Origin of the sequence: Pyxidicoccus xibeiensis (assembly GCF_024198175.1) — a bacterium.
GTDB classification, from domain to species: Bacteria; Myxococcota; Myxococcia; order Myxococcales; family Myxococcaceae; genus Myxococcus; species Myxococcus xibeiensis.
The window spans coordinates 282,198-305,822 of the sequence record NZ_JAJVKV010000011.1; the positions used below are offsets into that span (position 1 = coordinate 282,198).

Sequence of the window (23,625 nt, forward strand, 5' to 3'; positions counted from 1 at the left end):
CACAGGGTGTGTCAGTTGAGGAACTGGTCCCGGTCCGGCCGGGCCTGGTTCTTGGGCACCACGTGCAGGTGCTTGGAGCGGTCCTTGAGCTGCCGCTGCAGGCGCCAGTGCTGGAGGTGCAGCCACAGCCGGCGCGGGCTGGCGCCGCGCACGTAGGCGAACACCAGGCCCAGCGCGAGCAGGTCCGGCACCTGCGTCTGCCACCCGCCGACGATGGCCATCAGCACCACGAAGCCCGCGCCCACTCCGGCCAGCGCGTTGCCCGACAGGGGGATGCCCCAGAAGTTCGTCTCACCCCGGCCGATGCTCAGCCCGTACGCCACCCACAGCACCGTGGTCATCACGTTGCCGCCGACGTACGCCTGAATCGTCGCCCCGGGCACCAGCAGCGCCAGCAGCGAGGTGATGAAACCGGACAGCACGGTGATGCCCACCGCCACCAGCAGCAGGCGCTTGCCACCCCAGATTGACTCCAGGTAGCCGCCGATGGACCAGGTGATGATGGCGCCGAAGATGATGCCGAACGGGCTCGCCTCGATGAAGGCGTAGGTGAACGGCTGCCACAGCAGCAGGCGCGTGAAGACGAGGTCCGGCAGCAGCAGCAGCAGCGAGCCCTGCGCTCCCTTCGTGAGGTGGTACAGCACGGAGCCGGCCACCAGCGCCACCGCCAGCTTGGACGCCATCGTCTCCAGGCCGGGCAGCCCGCCGCCACCACCCCTGCCGCCGAAGCTGCGCATCGGTCGCATTCAGTACTCCTCCCAGTCGCCGCTCATAGAAAGAGCCGTCCAAAGGTGGTGGAACCCCGCCCGCTTCGCAACCCCAAACGACAAGAGCGCCCATCCCCGTCACCAGGGAGAGCGCCCTCGCACACCGACTCTTCTCACCGCTTCGCCGCTGCTCAGGCCTTCGGCTTGTAGAAGAGCGTGATGGTCAGACAGTGGAACTCCTTGTCGGAGGACTGCGTCACCACTCTGTCCACCACTTCGACGTTGGGGTTTTCCTTGAGCCACTTGGTGATGTTCTCGCCCATGTTCTCGCGATCACGCGCGAGAGTGGTGGAGAACACCTTGACTCCCGTGAAGCTGATAACGCCCATTCCGACCCTCGTCTAAACCAGAGATTCCAGACGTTTACCCCGAGACGATTCCACCTTCAAGAAACGGGGCCGACATTCCGGCCCCACCAGCCCTGCCCCGGGTGGGCCCCCGGGCACACGGGGCGTGGAGTTCATCGTCGGACAGAAGCCCGACTTCCGCGAAGGTGGGAGGCGGGGCGCCCTGCTTCAGCGCCCTGCGTCAGCGGCCGGCGGCCTTGCGCGACAGGCAGGCGACCTCGTCCTTGCAGGCAGGGCCGATGCCCTCGGGGTGGGCGGTGAGCGGCGTCTTGTCACTCTCCTCCACGCCACACACCACGCACTTGCGCTTGCGGTTGCGGCGCTCCGCGCGGCGCTGCTCGGCGATGGCCTTGGCCCGCTCACGGGCCGTCTTCGCGTCCACCTCGTTGCTCATCTCGCGTCCCGTGTCCTGTGCGGCCATCAGAGTGCCTCGACCAGCACCGCGATGCCCTGGCCGCCGCCGATGCAGGCAGACCCGATACCATAGCGAGCGCCGCGACGCTTCAGCTCGTACACCAGCGTGGTGGTGATGCGAGCCCCCGAGGCCCCCAGCGGGTGGCCCACGGCGATGGCGCCGCCGTTGACGTTGGTCCTGTCACGCGGCAGGCCCAGCTCCTTCTCCACCGCGAGGTACTGCGGCGCGAAGGCCTCGTTGACCTCGAACAGGTCCACGTCCGACAGCTGGCACTGCGCGCGCTCCAGCAGCCGGCGGATGGCCGGCGCCGGGCCGATGCCCATGACTTTCGGGTCACACCCGGACACGCCCCAGTTCACCAGCCGGGCCATGGGCTTCAGGCCGTGCTTCTCCACGAAGCTGCGCGTGGCCATCACCATGGAGCCCGCGCCGTCGCAGATGCCGCTGGCCGCGCCCGCGTGCACCACGCCGTCCTTCTTGAAGACCTTGGGCAGCTTTCGCAGCCCCTCCACCGTGGTGTCCGGACGGTTGTGCTCGTCGCGCGAGACGACGGTGTCGCCCTTCTTCCCCTTGAGGGTGACGGGGACGATTTCGTCGTTGAGCCGGCCCGCCTCCTGCGCGGCGGCGAAGCGCTTCTGCGTGAGGACCGCGTACTCGTCCACCTGGTCCTGGGTGAGCGAGTAGTCCACCGCGAGCTGCTCGGCGGTGAGCGCCATGGCCTGGCCGGTGTAGCTGTCGGTGAGGGCCGTCCAGAGCATGTCCTCCAGCCCTCCCTTGCCCAGCGGGAGGCCCCAGCGGGCGCCGCGGATGACGTGGGGCGCCTGGCTCATGGACTCCGTGCCGCCGGCCAGCACGCAGGCCGCCTGGTCGGTGAGCATCATCTCGGCCGCGGTGACGAACGCCTGGAAGCCGGAGCCGCACAGCCGGTTGACGCCCAGCGCGGGCACGGGCACGGGCACCCCGGTGCGCAAGCCCACGTGACGCGGCAGGTAGATGGCGTCCGAGCTGGTCTGCACGACGTTGCCGTACACCACGTGCTGGACCTGCTCCGGGGACACCTTCGCCTGGGCGAGGGCCGCCCGGGCCGACTCCACGGCGAGGTCGGTGGCGCTGAGGTCCTTCAGGGCTCCCCCGTAGGTACCGAACGGGGTGCGCTTGCCGGACAGGAAGTAGATCTCCTCGGTCTTGGACACGCTCTTCATGGTGGTCGTCTACCTACTCTCATGGGGCGCGCGGTGCACGCGCGCCGTGACGTCGTGAGGTGTGGGGCGGGGTCGTCAGGAGAGCCGCCGTCCCAGGAAGGCGCTGGCGACGATGGCAAGGGCCATGACGGTCCACAACAAGCCTTGCAGGTTCTGCCGCCGAATCTCCTTGCGGCCGAGCCCCTGGTACCAGGAACGCCCGGCTTCCACGCGTCCTTCCCACGTGAAGCCCGTCGGGGCGGGGGTGAGCCCCTCCATCCGCCGCAGGTGGGCGCGCAGCAGGCGCTCGGGCGAAGCGTCCTCCAGTGAACCCGAGCGGTAGACGCCCGGCACCTCCAGGGCGGGGCGGCGGTAGCCGGCGGTGATGACGAAGCCCTCGGGCGCCAGCGGCGTGAGGAAGTAGAGACGGGGCGTGCCGTCCTGGCCCCGGTGGAGCGTGGCGAAGACGCGCTCGCCGGGGTGGCCCCAGTCATAGGAGCGCGTGGCGCGCTGGAGGCGGGGCTTCTCCTCGTGGCTGCCCAGCGGCACGAAGCCGAGCGCCTGCAGCTGCGTGGCCAGCGGGCCGAGCTCCAGCGGGAGGTCCATCTGGTCCGCGGGGGCCTCGGGCTCCACGCGCACGCTGCCGGGGAAGAGGTAGAGGATGGCGCGCCAGAGGTTGAGCGCCAGCAGGACGCAGGCGAGCACCAGGCCGGCGACGGCGATGCCCAGCTCGACGAGGATGTTCATGCGCAAGGAGGGACCTCGAGGACGTGGCGGCCGAGGCGCCGGAGGGCGGGGACCGGGCACCCTACCGGAAAGCGGAGGCCCGGTGCGCCCGCTTCAGCGCCGGGACGCCGTCGAGGGCAGGTCGCGCCAGCGCTCGAGGTCCACCTGGGACACGGGGTCCTCGCCCCGCAGGAACTGCTCCAGGTGCTCCAGCGAGTCCACGCCGAAGAACACCTCCCCGTCCGCGAGGATGGTGGGGACGCCGAAGGCCCCGGCGGCGAGCGCCTCCTCGGTGTTGCGGCGCACGCGCTCCTTCACCTCGGGCGTCCCGGCGGCGGCCAGCAGCGCCGGGGCGTCGAGCCCGGCGGCCTGGAGGGCGGCGCCCACGGCCTCGGGCGTCTCCGCGCCCTTCCCTCCCCCCCAGACGGAAGCATAGAGGGCGGACACCAGCCGGCCCCGGGCCTCCAGGTCCTCCACGGCCGCCGTCACCCGGAGCGCGAGCAGCGGGTTGAACGGGTGCGAGGGCGGCGGCACGAGCGGCACGCCGAACCCATGGGCGATGCGGTACGTGTGCTTGAAGACGTAGACGCGCTTGGGCGGAATCTCCGCCGGCCCCACGCTGCCGAGCGCGTTGAGCAGGCCCGCCAGCAGCACGGGCACGGGCTCCACGACGCGGCCATGGCGCGCGGCGAGGGCGGGCATGCGCGTCCAGGCGAGGTAGGCGTAGGGCGACAGGTAGTCCAGGCAGAAGCGGAGGGGAGCTCGGGCCATGCGGGAACTCTAGCCCCGTCCGGCATCTGCCTCACGGCATCCGGTGCGCTCAGGCGCTCTGCCGGACACCCGCGCGCCGCTGGAGCGCCCCGCGAAGGGAGCTGGCCATCGCCAGCAGGTTGGTGGCCCGCGCCTCGGTGAAGAGCGCCTCCGCCGCCTCCAGCTCCGCCACGGCGGCCTCCGTCCCGTTCGCACGCTCCGCGAGCGACAGCCGCACCAACCCCATCTGCAGCACGTTGCCCGTCAGCTCGCCCAGCGCCAGCGCGCGCCGCAGGTGCGCGCCGCCCTCGTCCCCGGGCAGCAGCGCCGCCACCGCGCGGCGGGCGAGGATTTCGTCCCACGGGTTGGCGAGCATCGGATCCAACGCCCGTGTCAGCGCCGCCTCCGCGGCCTCCGCCGCCGCCAGCGTGTTCCCCTGCTCCCGCTCGAAGCGGGACTGGTACACGCGCAGCAGCGTCTCCATGCGCAGGCCGTTCTCCCGCGCCGCGACCAGCGCCTTGGGCAGGGACTGGCGCGCCGCCGCCGCGTCCTCGAAGAGCACGTCCCGGCACGCCTGGTACACCTGCACGTGGGCCTGCAGCCACCGGTCTCCGGGCAGCACCCCCACCAGCGTCTCCCCGCGCGTCACCACCGCCGCCACGTGCTCGTGCTCGCCGCGCTCCAGGTAGTAGGGCGGCGTGAAGAGGGCCAGGTTGCGCTCCATCAGCCGGGGGTTGCCCAGCCGCCGCACCAGGTCCGTCTTCTCCGTGAAGGCCGGGACGAAGGCCGCGCCGTCCCCGGTGAAGGCCGCGCGCGACACCACCGAGAACAGATGGAAGGCGCGCACGTCGGTGAACCCGTGCGCCTCCGCCACCGCGTACCCGTCGCGCGTGGCCTGCGCGTCCAGTGGCTCGCCGCGCAGCGCCAGGTTCATGTTCATCATGTAGCCGCCCATCCCCAGCGCCCACGCCAGGCGCCGCGGCAGCCGGCCCATCACCTCGCGCAGCCCGCGCAGCCGCTCCAGCTGCTCGAACTGCGACTCCAGCACGCCCGCGAAGCGGCCCGTGTACGCGCACAGCACCGCCGGGGCCAGCAGCGTCGCGGCGCGGTACGGCGACACCTCGGGCTGCTCGGTTTCCACGCGCGCCAGCAGCGCCGTCAGGTCCGCCGTGCGGCCGACGATGGCCAGCGCCATGCCCTGGAGGATCTGCAGCTCCGCCTTCTTCCAGAAGACATCCTGGGGCGAGGCATACGCGTCCGCCTCCCGCTCCCGGAACAGCTCCCGCAGCCGCGCGGGACGCTCGGCCTCCGGCGCCGCGCACGCGGCCTCCAGGGCCGCCGCCGCCTGCCGCCGCCCCTCCTCCAGGTCCACCGTGGCCGCCCAGTGCGCGAAGAGCTTCTCCACGAACTTCAGCGAAATCGGCGGGTCGCTCGAGTAGCCCACCTCCACCATCGTCACCCAGATGCGCAAGAGCAGCCTGTCACGCCCGGGGAAGTCCGGCGCGGCCTCCAGCAGCGCCGCCGCCTCCTTCAGGAGCAGCGTCGCCTCCAGCAGCGCCTGCGCTTCGATGGCCGCCCGGCCCGCGTCCAGCAGCGGACCGATGGCCAGCTCCGGCTCCGACGAGCGCAGGTAGTGCCAGCCCACCGTGCGCGACAGGTCCGAGCGCTGCGAGTGCAGCGTCTGGAGCGCCAGCGCCACCTGGCCATGCGCCACCCGCCGCACGTCCTCGGGCGTGGTGTCGTAGACGGCCTGGTGCACGGTGTCGTGCGTGAAGATGTAGCGGCCCTCCACCTCCTGGAGGAACTGCCGCTCGACGATGCCGTCCAGCACCGCGAACAGCTCCACCTCGGGCAGCTCCGCGAGCGCGCGCACCATCGGCAGCTCCAGGCTGCGGCCCGCGGGCGCCAGCTTGCGCAAGAGCGCCACCTGCTCCGGCGGCGCGGTGCCCAGGCGCGCCAGCACCGCGTCCTGGATGCTGGCGGGCAGGGGCCGGGTGTCCAGCCCCTCCGCCGCCGTCCACCGGCCGCCCACGCGCGCCAGCGCGTTCTCCTCCACCAGCGCGCGCAGGCACTCGGTGGCGAAGAAGGCGTTGCCGCCCGTGGTGGCGTGCAGCCGCGTCACGAAGCCCTCGGGCACCGACAGGCCGGGCAGCGCCAGCTCCACCAGCGTGCGCACGTGCTCGGCGGCCAGCGGCTCCAGGTCCATGCGCGTGGTGAGCTTCTCGTCCACCGTCTGGAAGGCCAGGCTCAGCCGGCTCAGCTCGCCGGAGCGGAACGTGCCCACCACCATGCCGCGCGTGCCGTGCAGCGTGCGGATGAGCACGTTGAGGACCTCCAGCGTGGCGCTGTCCGCCCACTGCAAGTCCTCGAAGCACAGCACCAGCGTCATCTGCCGTCCCAGCGCCTGCACCCACTCGGCCAGCGCGCCGAAGAAGGCCAGCTTCTCCTCGCCCACCGCCTGGGGCACCGCGACGGCGTCCGGCCCCAGCCCGGGCAAGAGCCGCCCCAGCTTCGGCGACAGCCGCTCCAAGAGCTCCACCGGCGTGTGCGGCAGCAGGCAGCGCAGCGCCTGCGTGATCGGCGCCAGCGGCGCCTGGCCCTCGGCCCGGCACTGCCCGCGGCCGAAGGGCAGCTCCGCCAGCTTCGCCTGCAGCTCGAACTCCTGGAGCAGCCGCGTCTTGCCCACGCCCGCCGGCGCGCCGATGAGCACCGCGTGTGACTGGCCCCAGTCCGCCTCGGCCAGCGCGTTCATCAGCGCTTCCAGCTCCGCCCCGCGCCCCACCACCTCCGGCACGTGCAGGTAGCTGGCGCGCGCCGACAGCGTCTCCTCCGGCAGCGGCTCACCGCTGGCGTGGCACAGCGCCTCCAGCAGCTCGCCGGCGTCCTGGAAGCGCTCGCGCGGGTCCTTGGCCAGCAGCGTGAGGATGAGCTCCTCCAGCCGCGGCTCCACGGGGCATATCGTGGACGGCCTCGGCGGCGGGCGCGTCAGGTGGTCCGCCAGCAGCGCCGCCGGGGTGTTGCGCTTGAAGGGCAGCCGGCCCGCGACGAGGTAGTAGGCCATCACCCCCAGCGAGTAGAGGTCCGCGCGCCCGTCGATGCTCGCGCCGCGCTGCCACTCCGGGGCCAGGTACTCCAGCGTGCCCTTGAGCCGCCCGGGGCTGGGCGTGCCCAGCTGGTGCATGACGCCGAAGTCCATCAGCTTCACCGCGCCGGAGCGGGTGATGCGCACGTTGCTGGCCTTGATGTCGCAGTGCACGTACAGCCGCGAGTGCAGGAAGGCCAGCACCTGCGCCATCTGGATGAGCACCCGGTACAGCGTCGGCGTGTCCAGCGGCGTGTCTCGCACCAGCGAGCTCAGGTCCTTGCCGTCCACCACCTCCATGGTGATGAAGCGGTTGCCGGCCTCCGTCATGCCCCAGTCGAAGACCTTCAGCGTGCCGGGGTGCTGCAGCTTCTTCATCGCGAAGAACTCGTGCCGGAACATCAGCACCAGCTCCTCCGTCTTCGCGACCGTCAGCCCCGCGGGGACCTGCATCTCCTTGAGCGCCACCTTGCGCTGCTCGTGCAGGTCCGCCGCCAGCCAGATGCGGCCCATGCCGCCCTCGCCCAGCAGCCCCTCCACCCGGTAGCGCCCCGTCACCACCATGCCCACATCCAGCGAGCGGCGCTCCCCGTCCCCCGCCACCGGCAGGGTGATGGGCGTACGCAGGCGGTCCCCCCATGAACTTGGAGGACGGCTGCGCTCGTCCAGGACGGCTGTCTTCTCCTCGTCGCTCACGAAGGTGGGGTGGACCCGGCGGGTCAGCGGAATCCAGGGGTCAAAGGACTATCACGTTTCCATGGGACCGGCACATTCCATTGTCACTGAGGCACATGGCACGCGGAGGGCCCTGACACATGTAACAGCGGAACGGCGCTCCGTGTCGTGACGGCAAGCGTCAGCCGTTGCGAGCCCCGGCCGCGTGCCTGCCCGACGGCCCTGCCTGAGGGGCGCTGTGGGTGGGTGCACATCCTTCCTCGCGGGGACGCCAACCAAGGGGCTGTGCCCCGCGAGGGAGGCGGACGATGCGAGCGGGCTCGAAGCGGTGGCGGAGGTGGGCGTCGGCCCTGGCGGGCCTGGCATTGGCGGCATGTGAGGGACGGCCTGCGGAGGCGCCTCGGGACGACGCCGCGCCCGCGGACGTGGAGGACGTGGAGGCGGCCACGGTGACGCTGGACGCGGGCCACTGCGCGGGCGTGGTGGTGGAGGACGGCCGGCACGCGCTCACCGCCGCGCACTGTGTCCGTCCGGCCCAGAGGCGGGTGGAGGTGTCGTTCCTGGACGGACAGCGGCTGGCTGGCACCTACGTCGACGTGGACCGGGGGCGCGACGTGGCGGTCATCCGGTTGGATGAGCGGGCGCCGGTGCGGCCCCTGGACGTGGCGGACGCCCTGCCCGCGCCCGGTGACGGGCTGGTGTTCGCCGGCCGGAACGACCGTCCGGGCGAGCCGCAGGAGGCGATGGTGGAGCGGCTGGGCCCGTGTCCCTCGCTGCCCGGAGTCCCCGCCGCGCTCTTCACCACCATGCGGGGCGAGCCGGGGGACTCGGGCGCGCCGCTGGTCGACTTGCAGATGCGGGTGGTGGGCCTGGTGCACGGCGGCGCGGCCTGCCGCATCGCCACGCCCACGAATGGCCTGGGCATGCGCGTGCAGGAGCTGTCCGGGCAGGGCCCTCGGATGGCGCGAAAGGGACCCGCCCGGCCGCGCTAGCCCACCGGCCGGACGGCCAGGCTGGCGTCGGTTGCCCGCTGCTCCGCTGCTTCCGAACTTGTGCCGTGCGGCGTGAGCACACACGGAGGCGACACCATGGCGGGCAACAAGGGCAAGGGTCCCAACGACGAGCATCCCCGGGGCGAGAACTTCCAGCCCCGCAACCGGGGGCAGATGGAGGACGCGCAGGACCGCGGCGCGGCCGAGGTGGCCCGCCGGCTGGCGAGCGAGCGCGACGCCAACCGGGGCCCCCACTCGGACACGACGTGGGAGGAGCGCGTCGAGCGCGGCGAGGAGTGGACCACGGAGAAGGTGCCCGAGCGCGAGGCCCGGGGCGACGAGGAGCCGAACTCCGAGGTGTCCCGCCGGGGGTTGGTGAATCCCCCACCTGAGGAGTAGGGCCCTCACCCGCCGGGGGCGGACGCTCCAGGCCGCGCCCGGCGAGGCGAGACACCCGGTGGGGCCCCCGCACCCCGAGCGGGGGTGGCGCGGACCCCTTGCTCGGCGTGCGCGGTGCGGTGATGCTGGAGGCGCAGTCGAAAGGAACCGGCGCGCTCGGTCCTGGCCGATCGCCTCACCCACCCTGGGAGTCGGAGCACCGTGAAGCCGAAGGTCCTCATCGTGGAGAACTCCTGGACGATGCGGGAGACGCTGCGCCTCCTGCTCTCCGGCGATTTCGACTGCACCACGGCGGCGGACGGAGAATCCGGTCTCGCGCAGGCCCTGGCGGACCCGCCGGACGCGGTGCTGTCCGACGTGAACATGGACGGCATGGACGGCTACGAGCTGTGCCGCCGCCTCCGCGCCGAGCCCTCGCTGAAGGACATCCCGGTCGTCTTCGTCAGCGGCTATCCCGCGCGTGAGGACGTCGGCCCGGACCAGGGCGCCCCGGATGCGTACCTCGTCAAGCCGGCGAAGCCCACGATGCTCATCGCCCAGCTCCACGCGCTGCTGCGGCGGGACGGCGGAATCCCGCCTCCCGCCAAGGCCATGGGCAAGAAGGGCTGAGTCAGCTCCCCCGGTACGTGGAGTAGCCGAAGGGGCTCAGCAGCAGCGGCACGTGGTAGTGCTCGTCGGGCGCGGCCAGCTCGAACACCACCGTCACGGACGGGTAGAAGCCCTTCACGCCGAGCGTGCGGAAGTACGCGCCCGTGTCGAAGGCCATCCGGTAGACGCCCGGCTCCACGCGGGCGCCCTGCGGCAGGAAGTCGCGCACGCGCCCGTCGTCGTTGGTGACTCCGCGCGCCAGCTCCTTCCAGGTGCCCGAGGGCCCCTGCACTTCCAGGGTGATGGGGACGCCCGCGGCGGGGCGGCCCCGGTTCGTATCGAGGACGTGGGTGGAAAGAGTGCTCATGACGCCAGCAGCTTCTCCAGACGGATGCGGGTGATTTTCGCCTGCTCGCCGGCGGCGATGCGCAGCTCCTCGTCCGGCGCGTTGTCCAGCCGCTCGCGCAGCAGCTCCAGCATCTCCGCCGCGCTCTTCCCCGTGGCGCACACCAGGAAGATGAAGCCGAAGCGCTTCTCGTACTGTGCATTGCCCTCGGCCAGCCCCTGGAGCACCGCCTCGTCCGCGCCACTCACCCCGCCCTGCTCCTGCGAGGACCAGCTGGCGGTGGAGGCGAACTTCGCCCGCAGCTGCGACACGTCGCCGATGCGCGGGTGGTGTGTCATCGCCTCGCGCCAGTCCTCCGGGCCCGTCTGCTTCCAGAGCCACGCCGCCTCGGAGAACAGGTGCTCCGCGTCGCGGAAGGGGCGCGCGCGCACCATGGCGTCCGCCCAGCGCGAGGAGCCGCAGCAGCGCAGCATCTCCGCGCGGGCCTCGGAGACGAGCAGCTTGTTGAGCCTTTCCAGCGCGCTCATGCCGGCCGCCCGTGGACGCGCAGCCGGCTGACGCCGCCGTCGGGGAAGATCTTCAGCCGCACGTGGGTGAAGGGCCCCTGGGCCGTCAGCTCGGACTCGTAGAAGTGCCGGTGGTCCGCCTGCAGCTTCGTGCGCGGCAGCAGCTCCGTCCAGGTGATGTGGTGCGCGTTGGCGAAGTCCACCACCGGCTCGCGCAGGTAGCAGCCCTCGAGGGACGCCGACTCGGGGAAGTTGCCCTTGTAGTGCGCGGTGTCCACCTCCACCTTCTGCACGGAGCCCGGCACGGCCAGCTTCACCACAATCCAGTCGAAGCCCGGCAGCGTCCGCTTGCGGCGCGTCTCCCAGCCCTCGCCCATGTTGGCGGCGCGCCCCGGGAGGATGAGGTTGTCCTTGGGGCCGAAGAAGGCGTCGTTGCACGCCACCACCGTGCCGCCGTGCTCCGCCGCCGCCAGGTCCACCGTGCCGCCCGCGCGGGTGAGGCGCTCGAAGTCCGGCCGCACCTCGCCGTGCACGCGCAAGCGCGCCACGCCGCCGTCCGGGAAGATGTTGAGGCGCAGGTGCGTCCAGCGCTGCTCGCTGGCGATGGGGAACAGGTTGCGCGAGCCGCCCTGCAGCCGCAGCTGCGTGAGGATGTTCGTCCAGCGGGCCTGCGCCAGCGTCTCGGGCGTGGGCGTGCCCTCCACCTCCAGCGCGTCCACCGAGGCGTACTCGGGGAAGTTGCCGAGGAAGTGGTTGGTGTCGATGTCCACGCCGCGCACCACGCCCGGCAGGCCGAGCTGGAGGATGCACCAGTCATGGCCGGGCACGCGCTTGCGGCGCGACTCCCAGCCGTCCATCCACTTGCCCTGCTCGGTGTACTTGCCGGGGATGAAGACGCCCCGGCCGGGCTTCAGGAGGTTCTCCTTGGCCGCGAAGAACTCGTCGCTGGCCAGCAGGGCCCGGCCGCCGACGTGCTCGGCGGCCAGGTCGATGAGCTCGGTGAAGGCAACGCGCAGCTTCCCTTCCTCGGGTGCGTGCATGGTCTCTGTGTTCTCCCAGGATCTTCAGTTGCTTCAGGCAGCGACGCGCGCCGCGACGGGGCGGCGCACCCAGCGTCCAACCGGGCGCGGCAGCTCCTGGCCGCGCTCGAAGACCTTCATCCCTCGCAGGAACGTCATCTCCACCACGCCGTTCAGTGTCCGGCCCGCGTAGGGCGTCAACGGATGCCGGTGTAGCAGGCGCGAGCCCTCCACGGTGAAGGAAGCCTCCGGGTCGAAGACGACCAGGTCCGCGTCCGCGCCGGGCGCCAGCGTGCCCTTCACGCCGTACAGCCCCACCAGCCGCGCCGGGGCCTCGCACATCCAGCGCGCCAGCGCCTCCAGCCCGTGCCCCCGCCGCCGCGCCTCCGTCCACACCGCCGGCAGGCTGAGCTGCAGCGAGGCAATCCCGCCCCACGCCGCGCCGAAGTCCCCGCGCTCCAGGTGCTTCAGCGCGGGCGTGCAGGGCGAGTGGTCCGACACCACCAGCTCGATGTCGCCCTGGGCCAGCCCGGCCCACAGCCGCTCGCGGTTCTCCGCCTCGCGGATGGGGGGCGCGCACTTGAAGTGGGTGGCGCCGTCCTCGATTTCCTCCGCCGTGAAGGACAGGTAGTGAGGGCACGTCTCCACCGACACGTCCAGGCCCTCGCGCCGCGCGTCGCGCAGCACCGGCAGCGCGTCCGCCGAGGACAGGTGGACGATGTGCACACGGCAGCGGTGCTTGCGCGCCAGCTCCACCATCATCCGGATGGCATCGTCCTCCCAGCGCTTCGGCCGCGACTCGAGGTACCCCCGGTAGGTGCGCGGATTGGCGCCCGCGCCGCCGTCCACCGGGGACTCCAGCTCCGCATGGACGATGAGCGGCACGCCCCGGCGGGCCAGCACGGGCATGGCCACGTCGAGCACCTCGCGGGTGGCGGGGGGAAACTCGTCCACGCCGGACGGGCACAGGAAGCACTTGAAGCCGGAGATGCCCGCGTCGATGAGCCCCTCCAGCTCCTCCGCGTTGCCGGGGATGACGCCGCCCCAGAAGGCATGGTCCACATGGCAGCGGCTCCAGGCGGTGCGAGCCTTGAGCAGCAGCGCATCCAGCGTGGTGGTGGGCGGCAGCGAGTTGAGCGGCATGTCCACCACGGTGGTGATGCCGCCGGCCGCCGCCGCGCGCGTGGCCGTCTCGAAGCCCTCCCACTCGGTGCGGCCGGGCTCGTTGATGTGGGCATGGCTGTCCACCACGCCGGGCATCACCACCTTGTCGCCCACGTCCGTCACCGGCAGGCCCGAGGGCACGTCCGCGGGGGACACCACCGCGGCCACCCGGCCGTCGCGCACCACCACCGCGGCCTCGCGCAGCCCGCCCGGCGTGAGCACGCGGCGGCTGCGCAGGACGAAGTCCTCTGCGTTCATGATTCGAATTCCTTCTCGTCGTAGCGTTCCAGGGACTCGAAGAAGGCGTCCCGGTCATCCAGGTAGAGCTGCCGCGTCACCCCGGACACGAGCCGGGGCAGGCCGTACTTCATGCCGGAGATGCTGGCGCCGCCGAAGCCCAACGACAGCAGGCAGCCGAAGGTGAAGTTGAAGATGGAGCCGAGGTGCGGCGCGCGGCCCGGGTGCTTCTCCTGCAGCTCGAAGTGGGCGCCCAGGTACGGGTGGCGCGACAGGTCCGCGTGCTCCTGGCCCGGGGGCGGGGTGTAGCGGTCCTTCCACAGGGCGATGTCCTCGTGCAGCAGCGCCAGCTCCGGGCGCAGCGACAGGTCCGTCACCGTGCCGCTGCCGACGATGAGCTTGTCGAAGGTGAACTGCCCGCCCGGCGTGGTGATGCGCGCCCGGCCGCCCACGGCCTCCGCGGACAGCCAAGGGCTGCCGCCGTGCAGGTGGAACTGGGGGTAGTCCCGGGCGCGGCGGAAGGTGTCCGCGGGCGGCAGCTGCCCCATCTCCATGATGCGGTGGATGAAGCGCCACCGGTCCGCGTCCGGCAGGTCCGCGTGGTGCTTGAGGAAGCCGACGAACTCCGCCCAGCGGTACGGGTTGACGTTGGGCAGCGACTTGCGGCGGTAGAACAGGCGCACCTCGGCGGCGCCATGCTCCAGCGCCACCGCCGCGTTGTCGAAGGCGGACGCGCCCGCGCCCAGCACGCCGATGCTCTTTCCCCGCAGCGCCTCGAAGTCGATGGCGTCCCGCGTGTGGGCGTACAGCTCGCGCGGCAGGTTGGCCACCACGGACGGCACCTCCCAGCGGCCCGAGCCGTCGATGCCGGTGGCCAGCACCACCTTGCGCGCGTACACCACCCCGGCGTCACCCTCGCGCGTGTGCAGGAGGGGCGCGACGAAGCACTCCTCCTCCGCGCTCCACCGGAGCGCCCCGACACGGGTGCGGCAGCGCACGGGGATGTCGAGCGTGCGGCGGTACCAGTTGAGGTAGTCCGCCCACAGCTCCTTGGGGATGCGCTCTACGGCCTGCCACGAGTCCGCGCCGTGCAGGGCCTCGTACCAGGACTGGAAGCAGAGGTTGGGGAGGTTGTGGTCCGGGCCGGTGAGGTGCTTGGGCGTGCGCAGCGTGTGCATGCGCGCGAAGGTCTTCCAGGGCCCGGCCAGGTCCGGCTCGCCGTCGTCCACCACCAGCAGATTCGTGACGCGCTCGCGCATCAGCCCGAAGGCGGCGGTGAGCCCGCTCTGCCCGCCGCCGATGACGAGCACGTCCAGGACCTTCTGCCCGTCGCGCGTGCAGCGCGGCAGCACCCAGGGGCGGCGGGGGTACTCCAGCCGCTCCAAATCCCGCCGGATTGCGTCCTCCAGCGAGGCGAGGCCGGGAGAGGACGGCAGCTCGGGACCACGGGCGGGGATGCGCATGGCCCACATCGTAGCCGCGCACCGAGTCACCGGGCCAATGTCACCCGGATGACAGGGAACTCCCTGGAAGTCCGAGGGGCCCCGGGGGCAGCAGCCCGCTTCCTCGCTTCCCCGGCGGGGCGGGTTGGCTATGCTCCGCGCCCCTTCGTTCCGTCCCTTCGTTCCGTCCCGAGGTCAGCCCGCGTGATCAACGCCCATACCCGCGTCCCGCCGCCGAAGAACGAGCCCGTCCTCTCGCACGCGCCCGGCTCGCCCGAGCGCCGTGAGCTGCAGGCCACGCTCAAGCGCATGAGCGGCGAGCAGCTCGACATCCCCATCATCATCGGCGGCAAGCACCTCCGCACCGGCAAGACGGACACGGTGCGCATGCCGCACAAGCACTCGCACGTGCTGGCCACGCTGCACGAGGCCGACGGCAGCCACGTGGAGCAGGCCATCCAGACCGCCATGTCCGTGAAGGACGACTGGGCGCGGATGCCCTTCCAGTCGCGCGCGGCCATCTTCCTGCGCGCCGCGGAGCTGCTGGCCACGCGCTACCGGCCCATCATCAACGCGGCCACCATGCTGGGTCAGTCCAAGACGGCCCACCAGGCGGAGATCGACGCCACGTGCGAGGCGGTGGACTTCCTGCGCTACAACGTCCACTTCGCCGAGCAGCTGCTCTCCATGCAGCCGGAGAACGCGCCGCAGACGTGGAACATGTCGGACTACCGCCCGCTGGACGGCTTCGTCCTCGCGGTGGCGCCGTTCAACTTCACGTCCATTGCCCTCAACCTGGCCACGGCGCCGGCGCTGATGGGCAACGTGGTGCTCTTCAAGCCGTCGTCCACGGCGGCCCTGAGCGCCTGGTACATCATGGAGCTGCTGCGCGAGGCGGGCCTGCCCGACGGCGTCATCAACATGCTCCCCGGCGACGGCCCCACGGTGGGCAACCCGGCCATGGCCAGCCCGCACCTGGGCGGCATCCACTTCACCGGCTCCACGCCCACGTTCAACGCGATGTGGCGGACGGTGGGTGAGAATATCTCCAAGTACAAGCAGTACCCCCGGCTGGTGGGTGAGACGGGCGGCAAGGACTTCATCGTCGCCCACGCGTCCGCAGCGGATGACCTGGAGGCGCTCGCGGTGGCCATCGTCCGCGGCGGCTTCGAGTACCAGGGCCAGAAGTGCTCCGCGGCCAGCCGCGTCTTCATCCCCGAGTCGCTGTGGCCGAAGCTCAAGCCCCGCCTCCAGGCGCTCACCGCGGACATCCGCATGGGCGACGTGACGGACTTCCGCAACTTCATGGGCGCCGTCATCGACGAGAAGTCCTTCAAGCGGACGTCCTCGTATATCGAGCTGGCGAAGAACGACGCGCAGGCCAGCATCGTGGCCGGCGGCACCGTGGAGTCCAAGGACGGCTGGTTCGTGAAGCCCACGCTGGTGCAGCTCAACGACCCGCGCCACCGCATCCTGCGCGAGGAGATCTTCGCTCCGGTGGTGGGCATCCACGTCTACCCGGACGCGAAGTACGAGGAGACGCTGCGCGAGGTGGACCAGGCGGCGTCCTACGCCCTCACCGGCGCGGTGTTCGCGCGGGACAGGAAGGCCATCGACACGGCGCTGCGCGAACTGCGCCACGCGGCGGGCAACTTCTACATCAACGACAAGCCCACGGGCGCGGTGGTGGGCCAGCAGCCCTTCGGCGGTGGCCGTGCATCCGGCACCAACGACAAGGCGGGCTCGCTGCTCAACCTCATCCGCTGGACGAGCCCCCGCACCATCAAGGAGACCTTCGTCCCGCCCGTGAAGGTGCCCTACCCCTTCATGGACAGCGACCCGAACGAAGGCGCCATCTGAGGAGCGCATGAGCGGCCCGTTCCCTGGCATCGCCGGTCTGGACACGTACGCGCTGGTGGACGGCGGCAGCCGCGTGGAGGTCATCCCCTCGCGCGGCGCCCTCGTCACGCGGATGACGGTGGAAGGCGACGAGGTGCTCTACCTCGACGAGGCCACCGTCGCCGACCCGGCGAAGAACGTGCGCGGTGGGATTCCGGTGCTGTTCCCCATCGCGGGGGCGCTGCCGGGGGACACGTTTCCGGAGGGCCGCCAGTCGTACACGCTGCCGCAGCACGGCTTCGCGCGGCGGCTGCCGTGGCAGGTGCGGCAGGCGGAGGATTCCCTGCTGGTGGTGGGCCTCACGTCCAGCGAGCAGACGCTGCGCCAGTTCCCCTGGGCGTTCGACGCGCAGCTCGCCTTCTCGCTGGTGGGCACACGGCTGACGTTGGACTTCGACGTGGAGAACCGCGACAACCGGCCACTGCCGCTGCACCTGGGTTTCCACCCCTACTTCCGGGTGCCGGACGCCGCGAAGGCTCGGGCGGGCGTGACGACGCAGGCCACGCACGCGTGGGACAACCGCCTCAAGCGGGAGGTGCCCTTCACCGGGTGGGACTTCACCGTGGACGAGCTGGACCTGCACCTGAGGGACCACAAGGACGCGGGCACGAAGCTGGAGCGCGGGCCGGGGCTGCGGCCGGTGCACCTGTCGTGGAGCCCGGAGTACCGGCTGATGGTGGTGTGGACGCTGAAGGGCAAGGACTTCATCTGCGTGGAGCCCTGGACGGCGGCCGCGGGCGCGCTGGCTACCGGAGAGGGGCTGCTGCACGTGCAGCCCGGTGAGCGGGCCTCGCTCGCCTTCGACATCGAGGTCTGAACGGGGCGTGAGGCCGCTGGCACCTTCGACGGTGCCGGCGCTACCTGGGCTGATGGAGGCTCACTTCGCGCGTGAGGTGCCGGCACCTGGAAGCGGTGCCGGCATCATCCGGGCCACGGCGGGCTCACTCCGCGTAGGCCACCACGGGCATGCTCACCGGCCCGCGCACGGTCATCGACTGGTTCCACTTCAGCGGCCCGGCCGGGGTGAGGCGGGCGAAGCGCGTCAGCAGGGCCTCCAGGCCGAGCCGCGCCTCCAGCCGCGCGAGCGGAGCTCCCAGGCAGAAGTGGATGCCGTGCCCGAAGGGCAGGTTGTTGGTGCCCTCGCGGTCCATGTCGAAGGCGTCCGCTCCGGCGAAGTGCGTCTCGTCCCGGTTGGCTGCGCCCATCATCAGCGCCACGGGGGAGCCCTTCGGAATCGTCACGCCGCGAATCTCCGTATCGCCGGTGGTGACGCGCATGATGGCCTGCACCGGCGGCTCGTAGCGCAGCACCTCCTCCAGGAAGCGCGGAATCCGCGAGCGGTCCGCGCGCAGGCGCTCCAGCACGTCCGGGCGCTCCATCAGCACGCGGACCGAGTGGCTCATCAGGTGGATGGTGGTCTCCAGCCCGGCCACCAGCAGCAGGAACATGAAGTTCATCAGCTCGGTGTCGGTGAGGGACTCCCCGTCCACGCGGGCATTGATGAGGTCCGTCACCAGGTCATCGCGAGGCTCGACGCGGCGACTGGCCAGCACGCGCCCCATGTACTGCTCCGTCTCCTTCACCGTGGCGCGAATCTCCTCCATGCGCGGCGTCTCCCGCTCGGGCCTCGGGCCGATGGCGGAGATGCTCGTGAGGTCGTCCGCCCAGCGCTTGAAGAGGTGGTGCTGCGTGGGGTCCAGGCCGATGAGCTCGCCGATGACGCTGGCGGGCAGCGGCAGGCTGAAGGCATCCACGAAGTCCACCGGAGTGCCCTCGGGGAGGCGGGCGACGATGGAGTCCGCGAAGGCGCGCACGCGCGGCTCCAGGCGGGCCAGCGCGGACGGGCCGAAGGCGCGGTTGACCAGGCTCCTCAACCGGCCATGGTTCGGCGGGTCCATGCCAATCATCGAGTCCGCGAAGGGGTTGTGCCCCAGCCACGCCGGCTTGGTCGCCACGCGCATGCCGATGTTGGAGAACACCTGCGGGTTCTTGAAGGCCGCCACCACGTCGTCATGCCGGGTGAGCACCCAGTAGCCGCCCGGGTCCACCTGGCACACGGGGGAGCGCCGCAGCTCGGCATAGGTCGGATAGGGATTGGCCCGCACCTCGGGCAGCAACAGATTCACACGTCCGCTCATGGACGGAATCCTCGCCTGGGTGCGGGGACGCGCGAAACCCCGAAACCTCCCCGGGCCCAGGCTCCCGAAATCCTACCTTGCACGCAGCAGTGAGCCCGTGAGCGACAGCAACTCCGAGCGCAGCCATCGGCTTCGCGGCTCGCTGTCCACCTGCCGGTGCCAGTAGAGGTGGAGCTCCAGCGGCGGCAGCGCCAGCGGCATGGGCAGCAGGTGGTTGCCCAGGAGCGCATGGAGCGCCTCCGCGCGGCGCCGGGCCATCGTGAGCAGCAGGTCGGAGCTGGAGACGATGTGGAACGCGGCCTCGTAGTGCCGGCACCGCACGGTGACGTCGCGCTGATAGCCCAGGCGGCTGAGCACCAGGTCCTCCACCGCCAGGCCCGTGCGGCGCGAGGACACGGTGACGTGCCGGGCGGCCATGTACGCCCCCACGTCCAGCTTGCGCCGCCGTCGGCTCACCACGCAGAAGGTGTCCTGGAGCAGCGAGGTGTGCCGCAGGTCGGCGCCTGTCTGCTGCTCCACGTCGATGGCCAGGTCCAGCCGCCCCGACGCGAGGTCCCGCTCCAGCCGGGCCCGGTCCAACCGGACGCTGCTGACCCGCGCGTCCGGCGCGCGCTCCCGGAAGCGCGCCACCAGCGCCGGGAGGATGGACGGCTCCAGCATGTCGCTCATCGCCACGGTGAAGTGGCCCACGTCGCGCCCGGCGTCGAAGCCGCGGGTGCGGTGGATGGCCCCTTCGAACAGGGCGAGCGCCTCGCGAATCTCCGGGGCCAGCCGCTCGGCGAACGGGGTGGGCGCCACGCCCCTGCCCTCCCGGACGAACAGGGGCTCGCCCAGTTGGTCCCTCAGGCGGGCCAGCGCATGGCTCACCGCCGACTGACTGAGGAAGAGGACCTCCGCCGCACGCGTCAGGTTCCGCTCCCGGAGGACGACGTCGAAGACCCGGAACAGGTTGAGGTCGAGCCGGGCCAGCCGGGCCGAATCCTGAATCGCATTCATGACAACACATGACCAACATTCAGTAGATGCATCAACCCCCCGCGCGGAGGATGGCGCTCCCACAGTGTGAGGAGGACCCCATGGACTTCGAGCCGAGCGCCAGAACCAAGGACTACCTGGAGCGCATCAAGCGGTTCATGCGCGAGCACATCGAGCCGGTGGAGCCTCGCTACCAGGAGGAGGTCCACGCCACCTGCAAGGGCGGCGACTGGACGACGTGGAAGGTGCCCTCGGTGATGGTGGAGCTGAAGGCCCGCGCGAAGGCGGAAGGGCTGTGGAACCTCTTCCTCCCCGACGAGAAGCTCGGCGCCGGCCTCAGCGTGCTCGAGTACGCGCCCCTCGCCGAGGAGATGGGCCGCAGCTTCATGGCCCCCGAGGTCTTCAACTGCAGCGCCCCGGACACCGGCAACATGGAGGTGCTCACGAAGTACGGCTCCAAGGAGCAGCAGGAGCGCTGGCTCAAGCCGCTGCTGGCCGGTGAAATCCGCTCGGTCTTCTGCATGACGGAGCCCGAGGTGGCCTCCTCGGACGCCACCAACATGCAGGCCACGGCCGTCGTCGACGGGAAGGACATCATCCTCAACGGCAGCAAGTGGTGGTCCAGCGGCCTGGGACACCCGAACGCGAAGGTCATCATCTTCATGGCCCGCACGCCCGACACCGGGGGCGACCGCCACCACCAGCACTCCATGGTCCTGGTGCCCACGGACGCGCCCGGGGTGAGCATCCGCCGGATGCTGCCCGTGTTCGGCGACTACGACGCGCCTCACGGCCACGGCGAGGTGTCCTTCGAGAACGTGCGCGTGCCGCTCTCCAACATCATCTCCGGCCCAGGCATGGGCTTCGAGATTGCCCAGGGCCGGCTCGGCCCCGGCCGCATCCACCACTGCATGCGCTGCATCGGCGCGGCGGAGCGGGCGCTGGAGCTGATGATTGACCGGGGCATGAAGCGCACCGCCTTCGGCAAGCAGCTGCTCAACCTGGGCGGCAACCGTGAGCGCGTCGCCGAGGCGCGCGTGGCCATCGACCAGGCGCGGCTCCTGACGCTCTACGCCGCCTGGAAGATGGACGAGGTCGGCGCCCTGGGGGCGATGACCGAGATTTCCGCCATCAAGGTCGCCGCGCCCAGCGTGCTCCAGAAGGTGGTGGACGACGCCATCCAGATTCACGGCGGCGCGGGCGTGTCCCAGGACACGATGCTGTCGGGCTTCTTCGCCCAGGCGCGCACCCTGCGCCTCGCGGACGGCCCGGACGAGGTGCACAAGGGGCTCATCGCCCGTATCGAGCTGTCCAAGCGCGGCTTCTCCCGGAGCTGACCCATGGCCGGCCAACGCATCTTCATCACCGGCGGCGCCAGCGGGCTCGGCAAGGCCCTGGCCCTGCGCTTCGCCCGCGCGGGCTGGAAGGTCTGCATCGCCGACCTCAATGACGCGCGGGGCGCGGAGACGCTGAAGGAGCTGTCCGCCCTGGGCCCGGACGCGCACTACCTGCGCTGCGACGTGACGCGTGAGGAGGAGCTGGTCTCCGCCGCCGAAGCGCTCACCGCGCGCTGGGGTGGCGTGGACGTGGTGGTGAACAACGCGGGCGTGGCCCAGGCGGGCGCCATCGAGGACGTGTCCATCGACAACTGGCGGTGGATCATCGACATCAACCTGCTGGGCGTGGTGCGCGGCTGCAAGGTGTTCACCCCGCTCTTCAAGAAGCAGGGCCACGGCCACTTCGTCAACGTCGCCTCCATGGCGGGCCTGCTCGATGTGCCCCTCATGAGCAGCTACAACGCGACGAAGGCGGCCGTCGTCTCCCTGTCGGAGACGCTGCAGAACGAGCTGGCGGACGCCCGCATCCACGTCAGCGTCGTCTGTCCGTCCTTCTTCAAGACGAACCTGACCGACTCGCTGCGCACCACGGACCCGACGATGGGCGCCACCATGGCGCGGCTGCTGGAGAAGTCGCCCATCACCGCGGACGACATCGCCAACGACGTCTTCCGCGCGGTGGAGCGGCGGGAGTTCTACATCCTGCCGCACGAGGAGGGCCGCAAGGCCTGGCTGATGAAGCGCTTCCTGCCGCGCGAGGTCTACGCGAAAGTGATGCGCAAGCGCACCGCCCGGATGCGTCCTCGCACCGGCCCGACACCCGCCTGAGGGAGGTCGTCCCCCATGACAGCCGCCGCAGCAGCTGCCGCCCCTACCGCCGCCCCCATCGACCCGTCCGGCGCCGTGCGCCCGGGCGAGGAGCTGAACGTCCCCGCCGTCGATGCCTGGCTCAAGGCCCTGGTGCCCGCGCTGCAGGGCACGCCGGAAATCACCCAGTACTCCGGGGGCGCCTCGAACTGGACGTACCGGCTGAAGTACCCGAACCGGGACCTCATCCTGCGCCGGCCTCCGGCGGGCACGAAGGCCAAGTCGGCGCACGACATGGCCCGCGAGTTCAAGGTGCAGCAGGCGCTCAAGCCCGTGTACCCGGCCGTGCCGGACATGGTCGGCCTGTGCCAGGACCCGTCGGTCATTGGCACGGACTTCTACGTGATGGAGCGCATCGAGGGCATCATCCCTCGCAAGCACATGCCCCGGGGGCTCACCCTCGACAAGGCGCGCACGCGGCAGCTGTGCCTCAACGTCATCGACAAGCTGGTGGAGCTGCACTCCGTGGACGCCCAGGCCGTGGGGCTGACCTCGCTGGGCAAGGGGCCGGGCTACCCGAAGCGGCAGATTGAGGGCTGGTCGGACCGGTACGAGAAGGCGCGCACCTGGAACGTGCTCGGCTTCAAGTACGTGCGCGACTGGCTCAAGGCGAACACGCCAGCGGACGTCGCCACCTGCATCATCCACAACGACTGGCGCTTCGACAACGTGGTGCTCGACTCGAACGACCCCACCCGTGTCATCGGCGTGCTCGACTGGGAGATGGCCACGCTGGGCGACCCGCTGATGGACCTGGGCAACGCGCTGGCCTACTGGATTGAAGCCGACGACAACTTCATGATGCAGGCGACGCGCCGGCAGCCCACGCACCTGCCCGGCATGCTCCGGCGCCAGGAGGTCGTCGAGTACTACCTCGACCGGATGAAGCTGAAGACGGACAACTGGACCTTCTACGAGGTCTACGGAATCTTCCGCCTCGCGGTCATCATCCAGCAGATCTACTACCGCTATCACCACAAGCAGACGCGCAACCCGGCGTTCAAGAACTTCTGGGTCCTGGCGAACTACCTCGGCCTGCGCTGCGAGCGGCTCGTCCGGACGAAGGGGAGGCGCTGATGGGTGTCGTGTACCTCGTCCGCCACGGGCAGGCCTCGTTCGGGGCCGCGGACTATGACCAGCTGTCGGAGACGGGCATCGCGCAGTCGCGCGTGCTCGGGGAGACGCTGCGGCCGAGGCTGCCGCGCGTGGACGCGGTGGTCACCGGCACGCTGGTGCGCCACCGGCAGACCGCCGATGCGTGCCTGGCGGCGCTGGGGCTGCCCCTTCCGCCCCGGCGCGCGGCGGCGTTCGATGAGTTCGACATGGACGAGCTCATCGTCCGCCACGCGCCGCGCTACGAAGACCGCACGCTGCTCATGCAGGACATCGCCGGAGCGCCCGAGCCGCGCCGTGCGTTCCAGGAGCTGTTCACGGAGGCCGTGGCGCGCTGGGTCAGCGGACGGTACGACGACGAGTACCACGAGTCGTGGCCCGCCTTCCGCGACCGGTGCATCCAGGGGCTGGACGCGCTGATTCGCGAGCTGGGCGCCTCGAAGAGCGCGCTGGTGTTCACCTCGGGAGGGCCCATCACCGCCATCTGCCAGGACCTGCTGCGGATTCCCGACGAGCACGCCTTCCGCCTGAACACGGCCCTGGCCAACTGCGGCGTCACCAAGGTCGTCTACAGCGAGCGGAGCCGGTTCCTGTCCACGCTCAACGACCACGGCCACTTCGAGGGCGCGCAGCGCGCGCTGCTCACCTACCGCTGAGGGC

At 71.1% G+C, this 23,625-nt stretch carries 23 protein-coding genes; 9 read left to right on the forward strand and 14 right to left on the reverse strand.

All coding sequences use genetic code 11. From position 1 onward, the window contains the following. Positions 1–11 precede the first annotated feature (11 nt). From LXT23_RS36655 to LXT23_RS36685, 7 genes are all read right to left on the reverse strand, one after another. Positions 12–746, reverse strand: a complete 735-nt coding sequence (locus LXT23_RS36655; protein ID WP_253985071.1) for a DUF1751 domain-containing protein — start codon at positions 744–746, stop codon at positions 12–14. Between the two features lie 152 nt (positions 747–898). Then, positions 899–1,096 (reverse strand): hypothetical protein, encoded by a 198-nt coding sequence (locus LXT23_RS36660; protein WP_163995518.1) that lies wholly within the window; start codon positions 1,094–1,096, stop codon positions 899–901. A 199-nt stretch (positions 1,097–1,295) separates the two neighbouring features. Next, positions 1,296–1,508, reverse strand: a complete 213-nt coding sequence (locus LXT23_RS36665; RefSeq protein ID WP_253985119.1) for a hypothetical protein — start codon at positions 1,506–1,508, stop codon at positions 1,296–1,298. Between the two features lie 26 nt (positions 1,509–1,534). After that, the gene (locus LXT23_RS36670) at positions 1,535–2,731 is read right to left on the reverse strand and encodes an acetyl-CoA C-acetyltransferase (RefSeq protein WP_253985072.1); all 1,197 of its coding nucleotides are present in this window, start codon (positions 2,729–2,731) and stop codon (positions 1,535–1,537) included. Between the two features lie 75 nt (positions 2,732–2,806). Continuing rightward, positions 2,807–3,457 carry a hypothetical protein gene (locus LXT23_RS36675; RefSeq protein WP_253985120.1) on the reverse strand — a complete coding sequence of 217 codons (651 nt, stop codon included), beginning with the start codon at positions 3,455–3,457 and terminating at the stop codon, positions 2,807–2,809. Between the two features lie 93 nt (positions 3,458–3,550). Then, positions 3,551–4,207: a 2-hydroxychromene-2-carboxylate isomerase gene (locus tag LXT23_RS36680; RefSeq protein WP_253985073.1), complete on the reverse strand. Its 657-nt coding sequence runs from the start codon at positions 4,205–4,207 to the stop codon at positions 3,551–3,553. A gap of 49 nt (positions 4,208–4,256) precedes the next feature. Beyond that, on the reverse strand, positions 4,257–7,832 hold the full coding sequence (locus tag LXT23_RS36685; protein WP_253985121.1) for a protein kinase domain-containing protein: 3,576 nt from the start codon (positions 7,830–7,832) through the stop codon (positions 4,257–4,259). Positions 7,833–8,251: 419 nt separating this feature from the next. On the opposite strand from LXT23_RS36685, the gene LXT23_RS36690 reads away from it, so the two are divergent. From LXT23_RS36690 to LXT23_RS36700, 3 genes are all read left to right on the forward strand, one after another. Further along, positions 8,252–8,935: a S1 family peptidase gene (locus LXT23_RS36690; RefSeq protein WP_253985074.1), complete on the forward strand. Its 684-nt coding sequence runs from the start codon at positions 8,252–8,254 to the stop codon at positions 8,933–8,935. 96 nt (positions 8,936–9,031) lie between these two features. Then, positions 9,032–9,334, forward strand: coding sequence for a hypothetical protein (locus LXT23_RS36695; protein ID WP_253985075.1), 303 nt, complete (start codon positions 9,032–9,034; stop codon positions 9,332–9,334). Positions 9,335–9,535: 201 nt separating this feature from the next. Continuing rightward, positions 9,536–9,943, forward strand: a complete 408-nt coding sequence (locus tag LXT23_RS36700; protein WP_253985076.1) for a response regulator transcription factor — start codon at positions 9,536–9,538, stop codon at positions 9,941–9,943. Position 9,944: 1 nt separating this feature from the next. Here the strand turns inward: LXT23_RS36700 and uraH are convergent, their stop codons facing one another. Genes uraH through LXT23_RS36725 form a run of 5 tightly spaced genes read right to left on the reverse strand, consistent with a single transcriptional unit; the run spans position 9,945 to position 14,657 of the window. Beyond that, positions 9,945–10,289, reverse strand: a complete 345-nt coding sequence (gene uraH, locus LXT23_RS36705; protein WP_253985077.1) for a hydroxyisourate hydrolase — start codon at positions 10,287–10,289, stop codon at positions 9,945–9,947. Continuing rightward, positions 10,286–10,795 carry a 2-oxo-4-hydroxy-4-carboxy-5-ureidoimidazoline decarboxylase gene (uraD, locus tag LXT23_RS36710; protein WP_253985078.1) on the reverse strand — a complete coding sequence of 170 codons (510 nt, stop codon included), beginning with the start codon at positions 10,793–10,795 and terminating at the stop codon, positions 10,286–10,288. Before uraD ends, uraH begins: the two co-directional genes overlap by 4 nt. Further along, positions 10,792–11,814 carry an allantoicase gene (alc, locus tag LXT23_RS36715; protein WP_253985079.1) on the reverse strand — a complete coding sequence of 341 codons (1,023 nt, stop codon included), beginning with the start codon at positions 11,812–11,814 and terminating at the stop codon, positions 10,792–10,794. The genes uraD and alc overlap by 4 nt, the downstream gene beginning before the upstream one ends. Positions 11,815–11,847: 33 nt before the next feature. After that, on the reverse strand, positions 11,848–13,215 hold the full coding sequence (gene allB, locus LXT23_RS36720) for an allantoinase AllB (RefSeq protein WP_253985080.1): 1,368 nt from the start codon (positions 13,213–13,215) through the stop codon (positions 11,848–11,850). After that, positions 13,212–14,657 carry an FAD/NAD(P)-binding protein gene (locus LXT23_RS36725; protein WP_253985081.1) on the reverse strand — a complete coding sequence of 482 codons (1,446 nt, stop codon included), beginning with the start codon at positions 14,655–14,657 and terminating at the stop codon, positions 13,212–13,214. The genes allB and LXT23_RS36725 overlap by 4 nt, the downstream gene beginning before the upstream one ends. A gap of 183 nt (positions 14,658–14,840) precedes the next feature. On the opposite strand from LXT23_RS36725, the gene pruA reads away from it, so the two are divergent. Beyond that, the gene (gene pruA, locus LXT23_RS36730; protein WP_253985082.1) at positions 14,841–16,496 is read left to right on the forward strand and encodes an L-glutamate gamma-semialdehyde dehydrogenase; all 1,656 of its coding nucleotides are present in this window, start codon (positions 14,841–14,843) and stop codon (positions 16,494–16,496) included. Positions 16,497–16,503: 7 nt separating this feature from the next. Then, positions 16,504–17,352: an aldose epimerase family protein gene (locus LXT23_RS36735; protein ID WP_253985083.1), complete on the forward strand. Its 849-nt coding sequence runs from the start codon at positions 16,504–16,506 to the stop codon at positions 17,350–17,352. Between the two features lie 124 nt (positions 17,353–17,476). On the opposite strand, the gene LXT23_RS36740 is transcribed toward LXT23_RS36735, so the two are convergent. Together LXT23_RS36740 and LXT23_RS36745 are read right to left on the reverse strand one after the other, a co-directional pair. Next, complete coding sequence (locus tag LXT23_RS36740) at positions 17,477–18,673, reverse strand: cytochrome P450 (RefSeq protein ID WP_253985084.1); 1,197 nt, start codon at positions 18,671–18,673, stop codon at positions 17,477–17,479. Between the two features lie 72 nt (positions 18,674–18,745). Further along, positions 18,746–19,669, reverse strand: coding sequence for a LysR family transcriptional regulator (locus LXT23_RS36745; RefSeq protein WP_253985085.1), 924 nt, complete (start codon positions 19,667–19,669; stop codon positions 18,746–18,748). An 80-nt stretch (positions 19,670–19,749) separates the two neighbouring features. On the opposite strand from LXT23_RS36745, the gene LXT23_RS36750 reads away from it, so the two are divergent. The 4 genes from LXT23_RS36750 to LXT23_RS36765 are packed head-to-tail and all read left to right on the forward strand — an operon-like array spanning position 19,750 to position 23,621. Beyond that, positions 19,750–20,985, forward strand: coding sequence for an acyl-CoA dehydrogenase family protein (locus tag LXT23_RS36750; protein WP_253985086.1), 1,236 nt, complete (start codon positions 19,750–19,752; stop codon positions 20,983–20,985). 3 nt (positions 20,986–20,988) lie between these two features. Next, positions 20,989–21,813 (forward strand): SDR family oxidoreductase, encoded by an 825-nt coding sequence (locus LXT23_RS36755; RefSeq protein ID WP_253985087.1) that lies wholly within the window; start codon positions 20,989–20,991, stop codon positions 21,811–21,813. A 15-nt stretch (positions 21,814–21,828) separates the two neighbouring features. Next, the gene (locus LXT23_RS36760; RefSeq protein ID WP_253985088.1) at positions 21,829–22,929 is read left to right on the forward strand and encodes a phosphotransferase family protein; all 1,101 of its coding nucleotides are present in this window, start codon (positions 21,829–21,831) and stop codon (positions 22,927–22,929) included. Continuing rightward, a complete protein-coding gene (locus tag LXT23_RS36765; protein ID WP_253985089.1) occupies positions 22,929–23,621 on the forward strand; it encodes a histidine phosphatase family protein in 693 nt (230 codons plus the stop codon). The genes LXT23_RS36760 and LXT23_RS36765 overlap by 1 nt, the downstream gene beginning before the upstream one ends. Positions 23,622–23,625: the final 4 nt, after the last annotated feature.